The sequence below is a fragment of the Acinetobacter sp. 778_lipA genome (genome assembly GCF_058242985.1).
Genome location: NZ_JBZAYT010000003.1, coordinates 33,143 through 52,169, shown reverse-complemented (window position 1 = coordinate 52,169; position 19,027 = coordinate 33,143). Strand labels below are relative to the sequence as shown.

General features: G+C 40.7%; 17 protein-coding genes. 4 read left to right on the top strand and 13 right to left on the bottom strand.

Annotation, left to right across the window (positions count from 1 at the left end; genetic code table 11):
- Positions 1-290: 290 nt before the first annotated feature.
- The 3 genes from AC4CUY_RS21955 to AC4CUY_RS21945 form a co-directional block, all read right to left on the bottom strand.
- A complete protein-coding gene (locus AC4CUY_RS21955; RefSeq protein ID WP_419327072.1) occupies positions 291-2,267 on the bottom strand; it encodes a 2-oxo acid dehydrogenase subunit E2 in 1,977 nt (658 codons plus the stop codon).
- Positions 2,268-2,269: 2 nt separating this feature from the next.
- Complete coding sequence (aceE, locus tag AC4CUY_RS21950; RefSeq protein ID WP_004818397.1) at positions 2,270-4,978, bottom strand: pyruvate dehydrogenase (acetyl-transferring), homodimeric type; 2,709 nt, start codon at positions 4,976-4,978, stop codon at positions 2,270-2,272.
- A 287-nt stretch (positions 4,979-5,265) separates the two neighbouring features.
- Entirely contained in the window at positions 5,266-5,943 is a 678-nt protein-coding gene (locus AC4CUY_RS21945; RefSeq protein WP_336952453.1) for a M23 family metallopeptidase, read from the bottom strand.
- A gap of 105 nt (positions 5,944-6,048) precedes the next feature.
- On the opposite strand from AC4CUY_RS21945, the gene AC4CUY_RS21940 reads away from it, so the two are divergent.
- The gene (locus AC4CUY_RS21940) at positions 6,049-6,498 is read left to right on the top strand and encodes a DUF721 domain-containing protein (RefSeq protein WP_336952455.1); all 450 of its coding nucleotides are present in this window, start codon (positions 6,049-6,051) and stop codon (positions 6,496-6,498) included.
- Positions 6,499-6,595: 97 nt separating this feature from the next.
- Here the strand turns inward: AC4CUY_RS21940 and lpxC are convergent, their stop codons facing one another.
- From lpxC to gshB, 8 genes are all read right to left on the bottom strand, one after another.
- Positions 6,596-7,498, bottom strand: coding sequence for a UDP-3-O-acyl-N-acetylglucosamine deacetylase (lpxC, locus tag AC4CUY_RS21935; protein ID WP_016539103.1), 903 nt, complete (start codon positions 7,496-7,498; stop codon positions 6,596-6,598).
- 125 nt (positions 7,499-7,623) lie between these two features.
- On the bottom strand, positions 7,624-8,817 hold the full coding sequence (gene ftsZ, locus AC4CUY_RS21930) for a cell division protein FtsZ (RefSeq protein ID WP_336952457.1): 1,194 nt from the start codon (positions 8,815-8,817) through the stop codon (positions 7,624-7,626).
- Between the two features lie 163 nt (positions 8,818-8,980).
- The gene (gene ftsA, locus AC4CUY_RS21925) at positions 8,981-10,243 is read right to left on the bottom strand and encodes a cell division protein FtsA (protein WP_336952459.1); all 1,263 of its coding nucleotides are present in this window, start codon (positions 10,241-10,243) and stop codon (positions 8,981-8,983) included.
- Positions 10,244-10,306: 63 nt separating this feature from the next.
- Complete coding sequence (locus AC4CUY_RS21920) at positions 10,307-11,161, bottom strand: cell division protein FtsQ/DivIB (RefSeq protein ID WP_336952461.1); 855 nt, start codon at positions 11,159-11,161, stop codon at positions 10,307-10,309.
- A 4-nt stretch (positions 11,162-11,165) separates the two neighbouring features.
- Complete coding sequence (locus AC4CUY_RS21915; protein WP_336952463.1) at positions 11,166-12,095, bottom strand: D-alanine--D-alanine ligase; 930 nt, start codon at positions 12,093-12,095, stop codon at positions 11,166-11,168.
- An 81-nt stretch (positions 12,096-12,176) separates the two neighbouring features.
- On the bottom strand, positions 12,177-13,625 hold the full coding sequence (gene murC / locus AC4CUY_RS21910) for a UDP-N-acetylmuramate--L-alanine ligase (RefSeq protein ID WP_336952465.1): 1,449 nt from the start codon (positions 13,623-13,625) through the stop codon (positions 12,177-12,179).
- A 13-nt stretch (positions 13,626-13,638) separates the two neighbouring features.
- Positions 13,639-14,736 (bottom strand): undecaprenyldiphospho-muramoylpentapeptide beta-N-acetylglucosaminyltransferase, encoded by a 1,098-nt coding sequence (gene murG, locus AC4CUY_RS21905; protein WP_336952467.1) that lies wholly within the window; start codon positions 14,734-14,736, stop codon positions 13,639-13,641.
- A gap of 303 nt (positions 14,737-15,039) precedes the next feature.
- Positions 15,040-15,984, bottom strand: a complete 945-nt coding sequence (gshB, locus tag AC4CUY_RS21900; RefSeq protein ID WP_490774715.1) for a glutathione synthase — start codon at positions 15,982-15,984, stop codon at positions 15,040-15,042.
- A gap of 110 nt (positions 15,985-16,094) precedes the next feature.
- Between gshB and AC4CUY_RS21895 the strand changes: the two genes are divergently transcribed.
- From AC4CUY_RS21895 to AC4CUY_RS21885, 3 genes are read left to right on the top strand one after another with little or no spacing between them, the layout of a single operon-like run.
- Entirely contained in the window at positions 16,095-16,295 is a 201-nt protein-coding gene (locus tag AC4CUY_RS21895) for a DUF3565 domain-containing protein (RefSeq protein ID WP_490774721.1), read from the top strand.
- A gap of 40 nt (positions 16,296-16,335) precedes the next feature.
- Positions 16,336-17,037 carry a class I SAM-dependent methyltransferase gene (locus AC4CUY_RS21890; protein ID WP_490774714.1) on the top strand — a complete coding sequence of 234 codons (702 nt, stop codon included), beginning with the start codon at positions 16,336-16,338 and terminating at the stop codon, positions 17,035-17,037.
- Between the two features lie 16 nt (positions 17,038-17,053).
- Positions 17,054-17,764 carry a VanW family protein gene (locus tag AC4CUY_RS21885; protein WP_490774713.1) on the top strand — a complete coding sequence of 237 codons (711 nt, stop codon included), beginning with the start codon at positions 17,054-17,056 and terminating at the stop codon, positions 17,762-17,764.
- 2 nt (positions 17,765-17,766) lie between these two features.
- On the opposite strand, the gene AC4CUY_RS21880 is transcribed toward AC4CUY_RS21885, so the two are convergent.
- Positions 17,767-18,300: a hypothetical protein gene (locus AC4CUY_RS21880; RefSeq protein WP_490774712.1), complete on the bottom strand. Its 534-nt coding sequence runs from the start codon at positions 18,298-18,300 to the stop codon at positions 17,767-17,769.
- Positions 18,301-18,375: 75 nt separating this feature from the next.
- Entirely contained in the window at positions 18,376-19,026 is a 651-nt protein-coding gene (gene pyrE, locus AC4CUY_RS21875; RefSeq protein WP_336952477.1) for an orotate phosphoribosyltransferase, read from the bottom strand.
- Between the last annotated feature and the right edge of the window lies 1 nt (position 19,027).

The window sequence follows — 19,027 nt, the reverse complement described above, 5'->3', positions numbered from 1 at the left end:
AAGGTTTGACATCCCCCTACCAAAAGTGAAGCATCGCCTACGCAATAGTATTTAAACTTTGAATGTAAGGTGTGGCATTGCACGCTTTTTTATAATCAGATAATTGGTTTTTCATATAATTGATTTAATAAAAAATATTAATTAAGAGAAATTATATTCTTGTGCCTGAGTTTTTTGACAGATTGACGATATTGAATGATAACTTTAAAGCAGGTTCGAAAATTATTGATAAAACAAAATTAGATGCATAAAAAACCTCGCCTAAAGCGAGGTCTTCTATGATTTAAAACTTAAAGCAAGATGTTACGAATATCTGATAACAACTTGGTCAATTTATTGGTAAATCGCGCAGCATCTGCACCATTAATCACACGATGGTCATAAGACAATGACAATGGCAACATCAGTTTTGGATCAAAGCCTGAGCCATTCCATACTGGTTGCATCGTTGCAGGTGAAATACCCAAAATCGCAACTTGAGGCCAGTTCACCAATGGTGTAAATGCAGTACCGCCAATTGAACCTAGGCTGGTAATGGTAAAGTTTGCACCTTGTAAGTCCTTCGGAGAAAGTTTCTTATCACGTGCTTTCTTACTCAGCTCTCCCAATTCAATAGCAATTTGCTTAATCGATTTTTGATCAGGATTACGCAATACTGGAACAGTTAAACCATCTGGTGTCGCCACAGCGATGCCCATATGAATTTCTTTGCGCAACAGCACAGACTTTTGATCATCTGCCAAGTGACCCGCGAAATAAGGCTCTTCTTTGAGTAGGAACGCCACCGCTTTTGCAATAAAGGCAAGGATCGTTAAGCTAATACCATCTTGCTTAAATTTCCCTTTTAGCTCACTGCGCCAAGCTTCTAGCTCAGTAATATCGGCTAAATCAAATTGTGTCACTTGTGGAATAAAATTATTTAATGACAATTGCGGTACAGACACTTGCTGTAAACGCGTCATTGGCGCAATTTCACTACCACCAAATGCACTGAAATCTGGTAATGCAGGCAAACCTGAAACGACTGGCGTAGCAGATGTTTGAGCTGCTGCTTGTGGAGCAGTCAATTTGGCTTTAACAAAAGCAAAAACATCATCCTTCATCACACGTTCATGAGGGCCAGAGGCCTCGACTTGTGATAAAACCACACCCAGTTCACGCGCAAGCTTACGCACTGCAGGACCAGCGTAAACTTTAGCATTTTCAGCTTGTTGCGCTTTAGATAACTTTTCAGTACCCGCTTGAGCAACTGCTACTTCAGCTTTTGGCGCTGATGTTGCCGTTTTTGCGACTGGTGTTGATGCAGTTTGTACTGCTTGAGCAGCTGGCTTTTCTTGTGGTGCTGGTGCAGTTTGACCTTGTGCTTCAATCGTCACCAAAGCAGTGCCCTGACTCACAGACTGATTCAATTCCACATGGATCGCCGTCACCGTACCTGCAACCGTACTTGGCACTTCTACAGAGGCTTTATCTGACTCCGCAACGCAAAGGCTTTGGTCTTTTTCAACTTGATCGCCTACGCTCACCAAGATTTCAGAAATTGTTGCCTTATCTACACCAAGATCAGGAACAGCAACTTCAACTTTACCCGATTGGGCTGGCGCTGATGCTTCTGGTGCAGCAGTTTGAGTCGGTGTTGCTGATGTTTGTTGAGGTGCTTCAGCAGGCGCTGCCGATGAAGTCGTTGCAGCGCCTACAGTTTTCACTGTAATCAGCACCACACCCTCTTTAACATTATCGCCTTCTTTAACCACAACACTTTCAACCGTGCCGGCAACGGTACTTGGAACTTCAACCGTTGCTTTATCCGATTCCACTACAACGATACTGTCATCTACCGCAATTTCGTCGCCCACTTTAACCAGAACTTCGCCGACCAAAGCTTTTTCAACACCAATATCTGGCACTTGAACTTCAACTGTTTGAGATGAAGCTGTCGCAGATGCAGCAGGCGCCACAGATTCAACTTTAGTTTCTACAGCAGGTTCAGTTTTTGCAGCTTCTTGAGCAGGCTGTGCGGGTGTTTCTGTCTCTGTTGCATCCGCAGATTCAACTTCGATCAATACAGCACCTTCTGAAACTTCATCACCTTCCGTAACGGCAATACTTTTAACCACACCTGCTGAAGTGCTTGGCACTTCAACAGAGGCTTTGTCTGACTCAAGTAGAACGATACTGTCATCAACAGCGATGGTATCCCCTACTTTCACCAAGATTTCTGCAACAGTGGCCTTATCAACGCCAATATCAGGAGTTTTAACTTGCATCATTATTTCTCCTCTGTCACTTCAGTATAAGCAGCAACTTCTTGTACAGATGGATGCGCTTGCGGTAACCATGCAACTGGACGATCAACATCAAGTTCAAATGAAGAGATTGCATCTTTGACTAATCGTGGATCAACTTCACCTTCATCTGCAAGTTTTTTCAATGTTGCAACCACAATATGTGCTGCATCTACACCAAAGTAACTACGTAAATTACTGCGTGTATCTGAACGGCCATAACCATCTGTACCTAAAGTTACGTATGGACGGCTATCTGGAAGGTAAGCGCGGATCTGTTCGCTATACGCACGCATATGATCTGTTGCTGAAACAACAATACCATCCGTGTCACGTAATTGCTGAGAAACCCAAGACTCTTTACCGTCTTCAAGTGGATGCAGGCGATTGTATTCTTCAACAGCCATACCATCACGTGCCAACTCATTAAAGCTTGTTACACTCCATACATTGGAATGGATTTGGTATTCATCACGTAAAATTTGCCCAGCTTTAATCACTTCACGCAGAATCACGCCTGAACCCAATAACTGAACTGTGGCTTTTTCATCTTTATTGAACAAGTACATACCACGTTTGATGCCTTCTTCAGCACCTTCAGGCAATGCCGGTTGATCATAATTTTCATTCATGAGAGTCAAGTAGTAGAACACACGTTCCTGATTCACATACATACGTTGTAAACCATCATGCACAATCACGGCTAACTCATAACCAAAGCAAGGATCATAAGCTACACAGTTTGGAATCGTACCTGCCAAGATATGAGAATGACCATCTTGGTGTTGTAAACCTTCACCATTTAATGTTGTACGACCAGCTGTTGCACCACACAAGAAGCCTTGTGCCTGAGAGTCACCTGCTGCCCATGCAATATCCCCAATACGTTGGAAACCAAACATTGAGTAATACATATACATCGGAATCATTGGTAAGTTATTGGTTGAATAACTGGTACCCAATGCTGACCAAGCGCTCATTGCACCTGCTTCATTGATCCCTTCTTGCAACATGTGACCATCTTTTGCTTCACGATAGTTCATGAGCTGTTCTTGGTCTTCTGGGGTATAGTTTTGTCCATGCGCAGCATAGATACCCAACTGACGGAACATACCTTCTAAACCGAAAGTACGTGCTTCATCAGGCACGATAGGCACAACACGATCTTTAATGGCTTTTTCTTTTAACAAAGCTGCAATCAAGCGCACCATAACCATCGTAGTTGATTGCTCTTTACCACCACTGCCTTTAAGTACACCATCAAATACTGAAATCTCAGGAATCGCCAATACTTCGCTGTCTTTACGACGTGCAGGCAAATAACCACCTAAAGCTTCACGACGTGCTTTCATATATTTCAATTCAGGTGAGTTTTCACCTGGACGATAAAATGGAAGCTCTTCGAGTTGCTCATCAGAGAATGGTAAATTAAAACGGTCACGTACATATTTCAATGAATCGTGTTGCATTTTCTTGATTTGGTGGGTTTTGTTGACAGCTTCAATTTCGTCAGACAAACCATAACCTTTGACAGTTTTCGCCAAGATTACAGTCGGTTGACCATTGCTGGTCATTGCTGCGGCATACGCAGCATATACTTTGTATGGGTCATGACCACCGCGATTCAGATTATCAATATCTTCATCGCTTAAGCCTTTTACCAATTCCGCCGCTTCTGGGTATTTACCAAAGAATTTTTCACGGGTATAAGCACCACCTTTTACTTGGTAGCGTTGGTATTCACCATCTAGCGTTTCATCCATACGGGCTTTCAAAGCACCTGATGTATCTTTGTCAAGCAAAGGATCCCAATGACGACCCCATACGACTTTAATCACACGCCAACCTGCACCACGGAATAGTGACTCCAGCTCTTGGATAATTTTACCATTACCACGAACTGGACCATCTAGACGCTGTAAGTTACAGTTCACTACCCAGATTAAATTGTCTAATTTTTCACGACCCGCAAGCGAGATTGCACCTAAACTTTCTGGTTCATCCATTTCACCATCGCCAAGATACGCCCAAACCTTACGGTTCTCTTCTTTAATCAAACCACGATTCATCAAGTATTTTTGAATATGTGCTTGATAAATTGACATGATTGGACCAAGGCCCATCGATACGGTTGGAAACTGCCAATAATCAGGCATTAAATAAGGATGCGGGTAACTTGAAAGTCCCTGACCACCCACTTCACGACGGAAATTACTCAACTGATCTTCGGTCAAACGACCTTCTAAAAATGAACGTGCGTAAATACCTGGTGCACAATGACCTTGGTAATAGATCATATCGCCACCAAAGCTATCGCTATTGGCACGGAAGAAATGATTAAAACCGACATCATATAGGGTCGCTGAAGACGCGAAACTTGCCAAGTGACCACCTAAGTCATCACCTGTTTTATTGGCACGTAAAACCATTGCCAAAGCATTCCAACGAATTAATGCTCTAATACGACGCTCCATATCTTGGTCGCCTGGCATCGCTGGAGATTCTTCTACTGGAATGGTATTTAAATAAGGGGTATTTAGACGCTGAATAGGTACATGCTTCGAAATTGCTTGTTGATATAATTTTTCTAATAAAAACGCAGCACGATCAGTGCCCATATGCTGGAGCACTGAATCAAAGGCGTCTTGCCATTCTTGTGTTTCCTGAGCGTCGCTATCACCATAATACGCCATTTCCCACTTACTCCTTGAATAGTTTTCTATATATTATATGTATCATGTTTTGGGCATGTTAAGTTATCGTTACAGCCAAATGCAGATTGTGAGGATTATTTAGCAACTAAATAGTTGTTGACTAATTGACACTTAAAATAACAAAAAACCGCCAATAAAGGCGGTTTTTTATACAAAATATTTTTTATTTGATGATAGTCTGAATACAGTATTTAATTCATCGCGACTACGAATTCAACCATGCATACAGAGCATCAGTCATACCTTCAACAATGAAAGGGTTAAGGTTATGGTAACATTGCTAAGTAAGAAGATGGATTTTTACGTTGACCATCTTTCACTACTTCATAATGTAAATGTGGACCAGTACAACGACCAGTACAACCCACGTTGGCAATATGTTCACCTGCCTTAACTTGATCACCTACACGTGCAATTAGACGTGAAGCGTGTGCATAACGCGTGATATAGCCATTGCCATGGTTGATTTCTACATATTGACCATAACCCGTACCCCAACCAGACTTGGTGACAATACCAGGACCTGTTGCATAAATTGGTGTACCACTTGGCGCTGAAAGATCTAAACCAGAATGATGTTCGGCACGACCACCCATTGTGCGACCACCGAAGTCAGAGCTTACGCGCTTCATATCCGGCAGAGGATGAGTGACTAACCAAGAATATGGAGAGTTTGCAGTATAACGAGAAGCAGAGTTTGAGCTAGAACCGTATTTTTTAGCGATACTTGCATTGTTTAACTCGATTGGTACATCTTTGCTACGCAAAGTAATATTCATCTTTGCTGAAGCAGGAAGATCTAAATCATCTGGATTGTAAGAGCCTTGTGATAAAGTCTTTGATAATTGTTCTAAACGATCTGGTGATTGAACCAAGTCTGCAAATGCAGCAGTTGCAGCGGAAGCTGCTAAAGTAAAAGCCAATAAAATACGTCGCGTATGCATAAAAACCTCTTTAACTGTTCTTAGTCAAGTTTCTTGAGTGATCTCATCCTTGATATCTATCAAAATGAACGCTTAAGATAGGACATAAATATGTAGGAACCATGTATGTCTGAACCAAAAAACGTCTTTCAACCAACAAGACAACACTTAAAAACAGGAAACTTATCGTTTCTTACAAAGCAAGTTGCCGAATGGCAAAAACTTACTAAATTAATTCAACCGCTACTCCCTCAACCTGAGGATTGGCGAGTTGTCTGTTATCAATACGGTATTTTGACCATCACCGGTGAAAATCAAGCCATGATTAGTCAACTCGGTTATCTTCAAAAACAGTATATTTCTCAATTATCACAAATCAACGAACTTCGTGATTTACAAAAACTGCAAGTTCGTTTACGTATTCAAAACAGCAATACTGAAACACCCCTACAATCCCATAAAACTGTAAGAAGCATACAACCTGCAACATCTGAAATGTTACAAAATGCCGCTAGTTTTGTGAGCGACCCTAAGCTTAGCCAAGCTTTACTACGTTTGGCAAGCAATAAAAAGTAAACTGATTAGATTAAATTAAGGTTAAAACTGATCAAAATATGATAAATATCACACTTTTCATTGTTACATTATAACACAATGCCTAAAAGACAAAGACTTATGTCACGTTGACAAAATGAATTGGGCACAGCTTCTCGTCATCAAATGTTACAATTTCATAGCTGCTTGGATCGCTTTTAACATTGCGTAAAAGCTGATTGTTAAGTGCATGACCCGATTTATAGCCATCGAATTTGGCAATGATTTGATGCCCAAGTAGGTACAAATCACCCACAGCATCCAAAATTTTATGGCGAACAAACTCATCGGCAAAACGTAGACCTTCTTCATTGACTACGCCAGTATCATCTAAACCGACAGCATTATCTAAACTTGCACCTAGCGCCAGATTATTGGCTTTTAAATAATCTAAATCTTTCATGAAACCAAAAGTACGTGCACCACTCACTTCATAAACAAAAGTTTCTGTAGAAAAATCAATGGTTGCTGACTGATATTCTTTTGCAAAGGCTGGGTGATCAAAGTCAATGGTAAAATTAATTTGAAAACCATCGTGTGGGGTAAAAATCGCGCGTTTATCTTCAATCAATGCTTCAACAGGTTTGAGAATCCGAATAAATTTTTTCGGTGCATCCTGTTCGACTAATTCACCCTGCATAAGTAAATATATGAATGGGCCTGCACTACCGTCCATAATCGGTATTTCAGAAGCAGATACTTCTATAATCAGGTTATCTATACCTAAACCTGCAATTGCACTGGTCACATGTTCAATGGTTCCAACTTTAGTTTCATGGCTGACCAAATTAGAACACATGAATGCTTCTTGAATTAGCATTGCATCTGCTGGAAGATCTACAGGTGGATTTAAATCGATACGGCGAAATACAATACCCCCGTCCGCCACATGTGGCAAAAAGTTAATCATGACTTTTTGTCCGCTATGTAGTCCGATGCCACTCGCTTTAACGACTCGCTTCAGGGTACGTTGTTTCAACATGCTAATTCGGTCTTCATTCTCAAATCCGCTATACGTTAGCACATTTAGCCATTGATAAAAAACAAAAAAGGTAATGAATCTCACTACCTTTTTCGTTAATCTTAATTATTTTTAATAATTATCAATTATTTACGCTGTTGATTTTTCAAATAATCTTGAATACTCATTGGCGTAGAACGACCACTTGAACTTGGTGCTGCAACAGGTGCACCGTCTTCTTGACGTTTATTAATCGCCGGAACATCATCTTCATCAACAACAGTGCTGTGGCTGGCTTGTTGGCTATATGACTGCGCAACGTTACTGATATGGGTTCTACGTTTTGCTTCAGTGGCATCACTGGCATTACGTGTTAAACCTGTTGCAATCACAGTGACACGAATTTCATCGCGCGCATCTGGATCAAATACCGTACCAAAGAACACTTCACCTTCTTCAAGGTCAACAATCTGGTTCACAACATCTGTAATCACTTCGGTTTCACGTAAAGTCACATCAGCGCCGCCAGTGATGTTAATCAACACTCCTTTAGCATTCATGATATTTACATTATCCAATAACGGACTACGGATCGCCAACCGTGCAGCTTCTTCAGCACGGTCTGGACCGCTACTCTTGCCTTCACCCATCATCGCATAACCACGTGTACTCATCGCAGTTTTCAAGTCAGCAAAGTCAAGGTTAATGTGACCCGGACGAACAACTAGATCAAAAATACTACGTACTGCATTCAGCAATACGTCATCTGCTTTACGGTAAGCATCTTGCATAGAGATGTCACCATAAACGCTGAGTAAACGTTGGTTCGGTATAATAATTAAAGAATCAACATGTTGTTCTAATGCTTCAATGCCTTTTTCAGCCGAACGTTGACGACGACGACCTTCAAAGTTAAATGGCGTTGTCACCACACCCACAGTAAGAATGCCCATTTCTTGAGCAATCTCAGCAACAACTGGTGCAGCACCTGTACCTGTACCACCGCCCATTCCAGCAGTCACAAACACCATATCCGCACCTTCAAGGTGTTGACGGATTTGCTCACGACTTTCTTCAGCGGCAATTTGACCTACATCTGGATTGGCACCAGCACCCAAACCACGTGTGCTTTGCTCACCAAGTTGCATTTTGAAAGGAGCATTCATTCGATCAAGGGCTTGCTTGTCTGTATTTGCACAAACAAATTTCACACCTTTAATGTCAGATTGCACCATGTGTTGTACAGCATTACCACCGCCGCCACCAACACCAAACACAGTAAAACGGGCTTGACCGTTGTTATCGGTTTGTCCATCGTCTAAAAATTCAAATGAGGCCATGACCTTTAGATTTCCTAATATAATTTGGCAGTCACTTAAGCCCGTATACTGCCTTGATCTTCAATAATAAAAATTGTTTTTAGGATGCTGTTCATTGCAGAGCTTGTCAAGTATTGGACAGAACACTTACAACTTCCTAACAATATTCCCCAAAAAACCACACCTAAAAAATACCTTTTAATTTGTTATTTAAGGCATTCCAACCATTCACAATCCGATCAAAGAATGGTCTTCCACCTTGAACTTCAGGCTCTTCAATCGCCTCTTGCATGTCACTTTGACTAAACAATAGTAGCCCTGCTGCCGTAGCATACATTGAACGACGTAAAGATGGTAAATTCTGATCATCGGTCACCACTTGTAATGGTGGATTGCCTAAGTGTGCAGAGATACCCAACATACGACGAGCCAATGTCACCATGCCTTCAATCTGACAAACATCACCTGTCAGTACTACACCATGATACAAACTTTGTAGTGCACTACGTTGTTCTAATTCGTATCGTACTTTACTTAAGATATCTTCATAACGTGCGATAATAATTTCAGTCAACTCAATACGACTAATGGTTTGTGGGCCATCAATTGCCTCAAACTGAATCATATGATCTGGTTTGACTTGATGAATATCGACACAACCATGCAGTAACTTAATCCGTTCAGCTTCTTCAGTTGTGGTTTGCAGCACAGTTGCAATATCACGTGTGACATTTTCACCGCCACATTGAATGGTATGGGCTAATGCCAAATGCCCTTCAATATAGACCGCAATATTGGTCGTTCCAGCACCGATATCGAGCAAACAAACGCCATATTCCTTTTCATCTTTAAGCAAACTGCCTTCTGCAGTTGCTAAACAAGACACCACCATTTTTTCAACCGAAATATTGGCACCTTTCATTGCACGATCCAAGTTCTGCATGGTACTGATTGGCATCATCATCAATTGATAATGGGCTGTCATACTATTGGCAGATAAATTGATTGGGTTCTGCACCCACTCACTCGAATCATCCAGCTCAAAACCTAAAGGTACTGCACTTGCTAAGTAATGATCGGCTGTCATATGGCTGGCTTTAGCAAGCTCTAATGCACGCACCATTTCAGTTGTAGTAATGGTATGTTCTGAATTTGAAATCGGCGTACGACCAATCGCATAATGGCTTTGTAATTCGGTGCTTGGAATTGAAACCCAAGCTGAATGAATACGACACTCAGCCATATCTTCAGCTTCTTGAACGGCTTGTTTAATTGCATTTGTGACTTTATCAAGGCTCACAATTTTGCCTTTATTCATTCCTTTATTGCGTGCGCTTGCCATGCCAATAACCTGAATATTATCAGGGGCATGTACTTTACCAATCAGTACTGAAACTTTATGTGTCCCAATGTCAATTGCAACAACTGAGGGAACAGCTTCATTCATCACTTTGCTACCATTATCTTCATTGTTTATGTTTGGCTATATGCCTCTTTTTCAAGCCACGTATTATGGCTGTGCAACCATCCCACCTGCAACGCTTATGTCATTACTGGTTACAACAAACTGACCATTCACAATCTTTGGCGAAATAGAATTTCTCCATTGAATTGCCAAACCATTTCGATAGCGCAAATCAATTGCGGATATATTCGACCAAGCTGGTTGCAAATCTGTTTGAGCCAAGTGACTTAAACGTTGTAGCTTACTCATGGTCTGATCTTGATCTACAATCACCCGTAGCCCTGAATCAAACTGCATAAACCAAGTCATACGTTCAGTAAGATAAAGCTCTTTTAACCGTAAATTGACTGGGTGAAATAATTGATTAATTTCATTATAGCGACGCATCATGACTTTGGATTGGCTGAGTGGCCCATGAAGCAATGGCAGGTTTGAATAATTCTTCGCCACCGCTTCTGAGTAGACATCTCCAGCATCACTGAGTAATCGCCCGGTTCCCCAACGTGCGATTGCATGACGTGGCATAATTCGCACGCGAATACCATTTGGCCATGCTCGAGAAACCACGACACGATCCACCCATGATACTTCAAGTGCTTTATCTCGAATCTGTTCTAAATCCGAGGTGAAATAATTATTCTTAACAACAGGTGACAAATGTTGTGTAATCGCTTGTGACTCTACCGATGAGGTAGTACCTACCACTTGAAGGGTGGCTACCCGAGCATCAGTAATCACTTTATACAGACCATAGATTCCTGCAAATAACACAGCCATAGCAATAACCATAAGCAACCAGCTCCCCACGTTGAGAAGCTTTTCCTGACGTGTTGGCGGCCTATCGTGTATTGATGTAATTGCCGCACGTTTGCGACGCATCGAAGCAGGAAGTTGAGCCATAAACTTAGTGTGCTTGTTCCGTGAGTGTTTGCGCTAAAATCGCAACACACAGTTCATCAAAACTATAACCTACAGCTTTTGCAGCTTTAGGAACAAGCGAGTGACTGGTCATACCTGGTACAGTATTTACTTCTAATAACCAGAAATTACCTTGTTCATCTAACATCGCATCAATCCGCCCCCAACCACTAGCACCAACTGCTTGGAAAGCGCGTAAACACAATTCCTGTAAGTTCTTTTCTTCTGACTCACTTAAACCACATGGAATACCATATTCCACGTCATTACGGTTATATTTTGCTTCATAGTCATAAAATGCAACATCAGCAGGTGGTTGCAAACGAATGACTGGCAGTGGCAAACCATTAAGGAAAGAAATAGTATATTCCCGCCCCGTGATCCATTTTTCCGCCATCACAACTGCATCATGTATTGTGGCTTTTTCAATTGCAGCAGTAAGATCTTCAGCTTTTTCAACCTTACTCATACCTACACTAGAACCTTCATGTACAGGCTTAATGATTAGCGGTAAACCAAGGCTTTCAATCACTTCATTTAAATCAGAATCTTTAGAAATAATACGATAGGGTGCCGTCGGTAAATCTGAACCTTGCCAAATTTGTTTGGTTTTAACTTTGTCCATCCCAATAGCGGAGCCCTGAACACCTGTACCTGTATACGGTACATTCATCCATTCTAATACGCCTTGGATTTGACCATCTTCACCACCACGACCATGCAACACAATAAATGCACGATCATAACCTACAAGTTCCGTCACACTACGCTCTTGTGGATCAAAGCCTTCCGCATTCACCCCCGAACGTAATAATGCTTCTAAAACAGCTTTACCACTATCTAATGACACCATACGCTCAGCAGATTTCCCACCAAGCAACACCGCTACTTTGCCGAATTTAGAAGCATTTGACACGTTTAAATCCTTAAACTTATAAGTTAGTCAATTTAATTTCTAGGCTTTATTTAAATCCAAGTTTAAACAAAACCAAATCAATTATTTTAAATACAGTTGATTTTGAGCCAATTCTACAGAAATTGCTCCCACGTTACCCGCACCTTGTGTTAATAACAAGTCATTCGCTTGTAACACTTTTTGTATCGCGTTCTGTAAATTACCTTCCACTGGATCAATCAAAATCGGTTCAACTTCCCCACGCAAACGAATACTCCTCGCTAAAGAACGACTATCTGCACCAACAATCGGTTTCTCACCTGCAGGATATACTTCTAACAATAATAATTGATCGACTTGTGACAACACATCTACAAAATCATCAAAACAGTCACGAGTACGACTATAACGGTGTGGCTGAAACATCATTACTAAACGGCGATCTGGATGGCTGGCACGTGCAGCTTTAATGGTTGCTTCAACTTCTTTCGGGTGATGACCATAATCATCAACCAGTTTTACAGTACCTTCATCCAATTCAAACTCACCTTGAACTTGGAAACGACGACCTACACCACTAAAGCTTTCTAAGGCACGTGCAATCGCAGCATCAGACACACCTTCATCCGTTGCAATACCAATAGCAGCCAATGCGTTTAGAATATTATGTAACCCCGGAAGATTGATAGTTAAACGTAATGGCTCACGACCTTTACGTAATACGGTAAAGCTTGACTGCATACCGACTTGTTCAACATCAATTGCTCGAATGTCATTGTCTTCATTAAAACCATAGGTCAATACTGGACGACCAATACGTGGCATGATTTCACGAATATTGGCATCATCACCACAGACTACAGCCAAGCCATAGAACGGCATTTTCTGTAAGAACTTAATAAAGGTGTCTTTGAGTACATCAAAACTACCCCCATAGGTATCCATATGATCTGCATCAATATTGGTGACAATGGCCGCCATAGGCTCTAGATGTAAGAATGACGCATCTGATTCGTCTGCTTCAGCGACAATAAAACGACTGGCACCCAAAGCTGCGTTAACACCCGTACGATTTAACAGACCACCGATCACATAAGTTGGATCCATGTTTTCTTCTGCCAGCATGCAGGTCACTAAACTGGTTGTCGTGGTTTTACCATGGGTTCCTGCAACAGCGATACCATGACGGTAACGCATCAATTCACCCAACATTTCTGCACGACGAACTACCGGTATACGGTTTTCAATTGCTGCTTTTACTTCTAAATTTTCAGGGTCGATTGCAGTAGAGACAACCAGTACATTTGCACCTTTAATATTGTCTGCAGTATGTCCAATAAAAACTTTAATTCCATTTTCTTCAAGTTGAGCCGTCGTTTTTGATGCCTTAATGTCAGAACCAGAAACCTTATAGCCTTGGTTTTTCAATACTTCTGCAATACCACACATTCCAGCACCACCGACACCCACAAAATGGATATGTTTAATACGGCGCATCTCTGGAATTTTAATTAGGTTTTTTGCTTTATCAGCAGGGCTTGTTGGAGACATAATCAACTCTAACTTACAAATCTTGAATTAAACCAACCACACGTTGTGTTGCATCTGGTTGAGCTTGTTGACGAGCTTTTACCGCCATTTCCATTAATAATTGGCGGTTCATCAACGGTGTTAATAAATCCTTTAATGAATCTGGAGTCATGCTCTGCTGCGGACAGATTTTCGCAGCACCTGTTTTCTCCAAAAATCTTGCATTGGCAGTTTGGTGATCATCTACCGCACTTGGTAATGGCACAAATACAGCCGCCACACCAGCAGTCGCCACTTCAGTGACCGTCAATGCACCTGCACGACAAATAATTAAATCTGCGTTGCTATAGGCCAATGCCATATCTTCAATAAATGGCTGAACTTCAACCTGTATATTTTCAGGTGCATCCGCATATAAAGCCTGTGTGATCTCTTGCTTGTTTTGCCCACATTGATGAAACACTTTTAATGGAACATCAAATTGTTTTAAGGCTTGAGGGACACACTCATTCAAGGCTTGCGCACCCAAAGAACCACCAACAATTAAAATATGTAAGGGTTCAGTCGCATTTTCGCGTTCTTTATAACGAAAAGAAGGATTATAAATTGCGGTAATTTCTGCCCGTACAGGATTACCTGTCGTCACAATTTTTTCACTTTTCGGAAAAGTATCTGGAAAAGCCTCGCAGACCTTTTTAGCAATTCTTGAAAGTTGAGTATTGGTAAAGCCTGCCACTGCATTTTGTTCGTGAATAATTACAGGAATACCCAACAAACGCGCAGCCAAACCGCCTGGCCCCGCAACATAACCGCCAAAACCAGCCACTGCATCAACATTGAGCTGTTTCATATAGCGCATCGCGCTCAAAGTTGCTTTTAAAATCTTAAATGGTGCAGCTAATTTACGTACAATTCCATTGCCACGTACACCTTGAATATCAATTTGATAGATTGGAATATCATGTTGTTTTAAAAGTCGATTTTCCATACCTGTCGGAGTCGCCAACCAAGACACTTGGCTGCCTTGCTGTTGCAATTCTTTTGCAACTGCCAGTGCAGGGAATACATGTCCACCTGTACCTGCCGCCATCATCATGATGTGTTTAGGTGTGCTTTGCTGGGGTTCGGTCACGGTCTAATTCTTCAATGCAAAAATAAATATTAACGAATGTCTTAAACAACCAATTGTAATCACAATCCGCTATGGGGAAAAGTTTATTTACTTTTTTTCACCAAGCCTTTCATTGTTTTTTTCTACTGATTTGAAAGTTTAAACTACTTTTATCATTAATCTGTTAAAAAAAGTGGAATTAAACGTTATTTTTTTATATTTCTCGATGATTTATCATTTTTATAGCCAATCGACAGCAAAAAATAGAGCCATGCACGACTCTATTTTTTAGTTGAGATTTAGAATGCAGTATCCCAGCTTAAATTAAGCTGAGTGACCTGCTTCTAGCACATCAAACAAATCATCTGCAATTGAAGTACCAAATTGATCATCAATTTCGCGAATACAGGTTGGACTGGTGACATTGATTTCAGTGACATAATTTCCAATCACATCTAATCCGACAAAAACCAAGCCTTTTGCTTTTAAGAATGGTCCAACTTTGGCTGCGATGGCTTTGTCATTTTCAGTCAATGGACGAGCTTCACCCAAACCGCCCGCTGCCAAATTCCCTCGCACCTCACCATTTTGAGGAATACGAGCCAAGCAATAAGGTACCGGCTCACCATTAATCATCAAAATACGTTTATCACCATCCACAATTTCAGGGATATAACGTTGTGCCATAATCGGTTGTGTGCCATTTTCAGTTAAAATTTCAATGGTTGAGCCAATATTGACGCCATCTTGATATAAACGGAAGATCCCCATTCCGCCCATACCATCTAGTGGCTTAACAATAACGTCACCATGTTCTTTTAGGAATTCACGAATCAAACTTTGTTGTGAGGTCACTAAAGTGGGTACTTGTAGATCTGGGAATTGGGTCGCAAATAGTTTTTCATTACAATCACGCAAACTTTGTGGTTTGTTAATAATCCACACCCCTTCACGCTCTGCCTGTTCCAAAATATAAGTGGTATAAACAAAGTTCATGTCAAAAGGCGGATCTTTACGCATCAATACCACATCATAAGCTGCAAGTGACTCTTTGGCTTTTTCACCTAACTCATAATAGTGATCGTAATCTTGAAAAACCTGAAGAGGTGAAATCAAACCAAATGCTTTGCCCTGATCAATATACAAATCTTGTTGTAATGCATAGCCTAACTCATGCCCTCGACGTGCAGCCGCCCATAACATTGCCATTGTTGAGTCTTTTTTCAGGTTTACACTTTCGATGGGATCCATCACAACAAGTACGCGCATATTGATGCTCTTATAAAATTTTGGATTGAATGCAGTATAGCGGAGAATGTAGTGTACTTTTTCGAAATTTCGCTAAACTCTTAGCAATTATTGTGAATATGATGATCGAAATGCAACAAGCCATTGTGGAATTTCATTTGGGTGAGGAGCAACATTATGTGGCTAAACTTGCATGTGGGCATCAACAACATGTGCGTCATCTTCCTCCTTGGCAGAATCTTCCGTGGGTGTTGACAGAACAAGGACGACAGGAAAAAATAGGCATGTTTTTAGCGTGTAAAACGTGTGATCTTCAAAAAAATAGTTTATAAGTTGAATTAGTTTCTATTCGTCAATAAAAAGAGTTATTCAATGTCGAATCAACCTGACTCAGAGATTAAAAATTACTATAACAAACTTGCGCACGACTACGATAACAACCGTTTTAACAACAGTTACGGGCAATATTTAGACCAACAAGAGCGGGTTTTTCTCAAGCGTATTCTAAGTAAAACAGCACCTACATATTGTATGGATATTGGTTGTGGTACAGGTCGTTTACTCGATTATGCAGATTACGGTGTAGATTTCAGTCCTGAAATGCTGAAAGTCGCAATAGAAAAATATCCACATAAAATCTTGCTTGAAGGGACTCTGACTGAAATTCCAATCGAAAATTACCAGCTTGAGGTGATTTATAGCTTCCATGTGATCATGCATCAAGACCATGCAACCACAGAACAGTTTCTGAATGAGGCGCATCAAAAATTAAGACCCAATGGCAAGCTTATTTTTGATTTCCCCTCCGCCAAACGTCGACAAGCTGTAAAGCATCAACAACAAAGTTGGCATGCTGCTCATCAAATGACATTGGCAGATATTGAAAAGCTGATTGGCACTCAATGGAAGCTGGTTGAAAGCCAGGGCTTTTTATTTTTTCCTATCCATCGTATTCCAACAATTTTACGCCCACTGTTTAGAAACCTAGACAGCTTGATGTGCAATTCATTTTTAAAAGAATATGCCTCATACTTGGTTGTCGTTTTAGAAAAACAACCGTCAGTAAACAATTAGAATAAGCAGGTGGAATATGCGGCAATATTTACCCAAATCATGGAAACTGCTTTATCAGTTATTACGCAGGTATTGTCGTGAACACCTTTTCTCGAAGCTACAGTTTGCCTTAAAATATCAAACACTGTGGCAATCAGACCAACAAATTTCAACCCAACAAAGCATCAATATAAATCGTTATTTTGAAAATAAAACCTATAACATTGATCTCGCGATTCAGAGCATAAATGGCTTGGTTATTGAGCCAAATCAAATCTTTTCATTTTGGCATTTGGTAAAAGCTCCGACTTTTAATAATGGCTACAAAACAGGACGTAATCTGGTCAATGGAAAAATTGCAGAAGATCTGGGTGGTGGAATCTGCCAAATTTCTTGTTTGCTCTATATCAATGCGCTAAAAGCGGGTTTAACTATCACGGAACGACATTCACATTCGATTGATATTTATCAGGAACATGAGCGCTTTACACCTTTAGGTAGTGATGCAACTGTGGTGTATGGCTATAAGGACTTACAGTTTCAAAATTGTTTAGATCAGCCACTACAAATTCAAGTTTTCAGACAGCATGACCAACTTGTCGCCAAGTTGGTTGCTCAGCAGTATTTAAAGGAATATGCACTCAAATTTATTGTTGAAACGACTAAAACCCATCGGATTGTCAGTACTTTACAAGACCAAAAAGAGATTGAGCAAAGTATCTACTTGCTTAATTCTCATACTGATTAAGCTTATTTTTCTTGAAATTGTTGCTGGCTATTTTCTATCAAGTATTGATGCGCAGTACGTGGATCACGCGGTAAGGCGAGTTTGACACGACAGCCCAACTCGATATCATCTTTTTCAAACACAATGATTTCAGCATCTAGCTCGATCGGGCGACCAATTTCAAAATCGGTTTGGTCTAAACTTTCTCCCAACAAGTCTGCATACTTCTTTTCTAAGTGCCCAATGGTTAAATCTTGAATCATGACTTTAATTGAGTATTGCTGTCTCCAACATTCAGGTTCACGTTGAATACGTGATTTTTTGATATAACTGCTCTCAGATGCTCTTAACATCAACTCATTGATTAATTTTTTCTGGGCGTGCACATTGATATTTAAAACCAGCTCAAACTGTCCTAAACCTTTCCATTGAAATGGATATTGCCGAAAAAACATATCCCGCTCAAATTGGTAACGTTGCCAACGTCGTTGGTCGATATGTTTGACCAGCATAATGCCAAGTACAGCAATCACGACGATTATCAATAGAATGAACATTTAAAATGGCACCTAATCCTTTATAGTCCATAAAAATAAGGAGCTTATGCTCCTTATCTTATCCTTTTTTTTTACTTATATACCATATTTCACACGGTAAGCTTCCATTTTTGCTAAAGCATCTTGCTCACCTTTAGCATCAAGATAATCCATTAAATCTTTCATGGTAATTAAAGCATGTACTGGAATCTCAAGTTCTTGTTGAACTTCTTGGATGGCAGACAGTTGACCTTGCCCTTTTTCTTGACGATCTAGCGCAACCAATACGCCTGCAATTGTCGCACCTGCATTTTTAAGAATTGTGACAACTTCACGAATTGCAGTACCCGCTGTAATCACGTCATCAATAATCCAGACTTTTTTGCCTTCTACTGAAGCACCGACCAACACGCCACCTTCGCCATGGTCTTTGGCTTCTTTGCGGTTAAACCCCCAAGGCACACTTACATCATGTACTTGTGACAAAGCCACAGCTGTTGCTGCAACAAAAGGAATTCCTTTATATGCAGGTCCAAAGATCACTTCAACGTTGTTACATTGTGTTAATTTATCTGCATAACCTTGAGCTAAAAGCGATAATGCTTCACCATCGTTGAGTAAACCTGCATTAAAAAAATAAGGGCTTACACGGCCTGATTTTAAAGTAAACTCACCAAATTTAAGCACACCACGTGATAATGCGAGTTCGATAAAAGCTTGCGGGTTAAACTGAGCTGGCGTTGACATG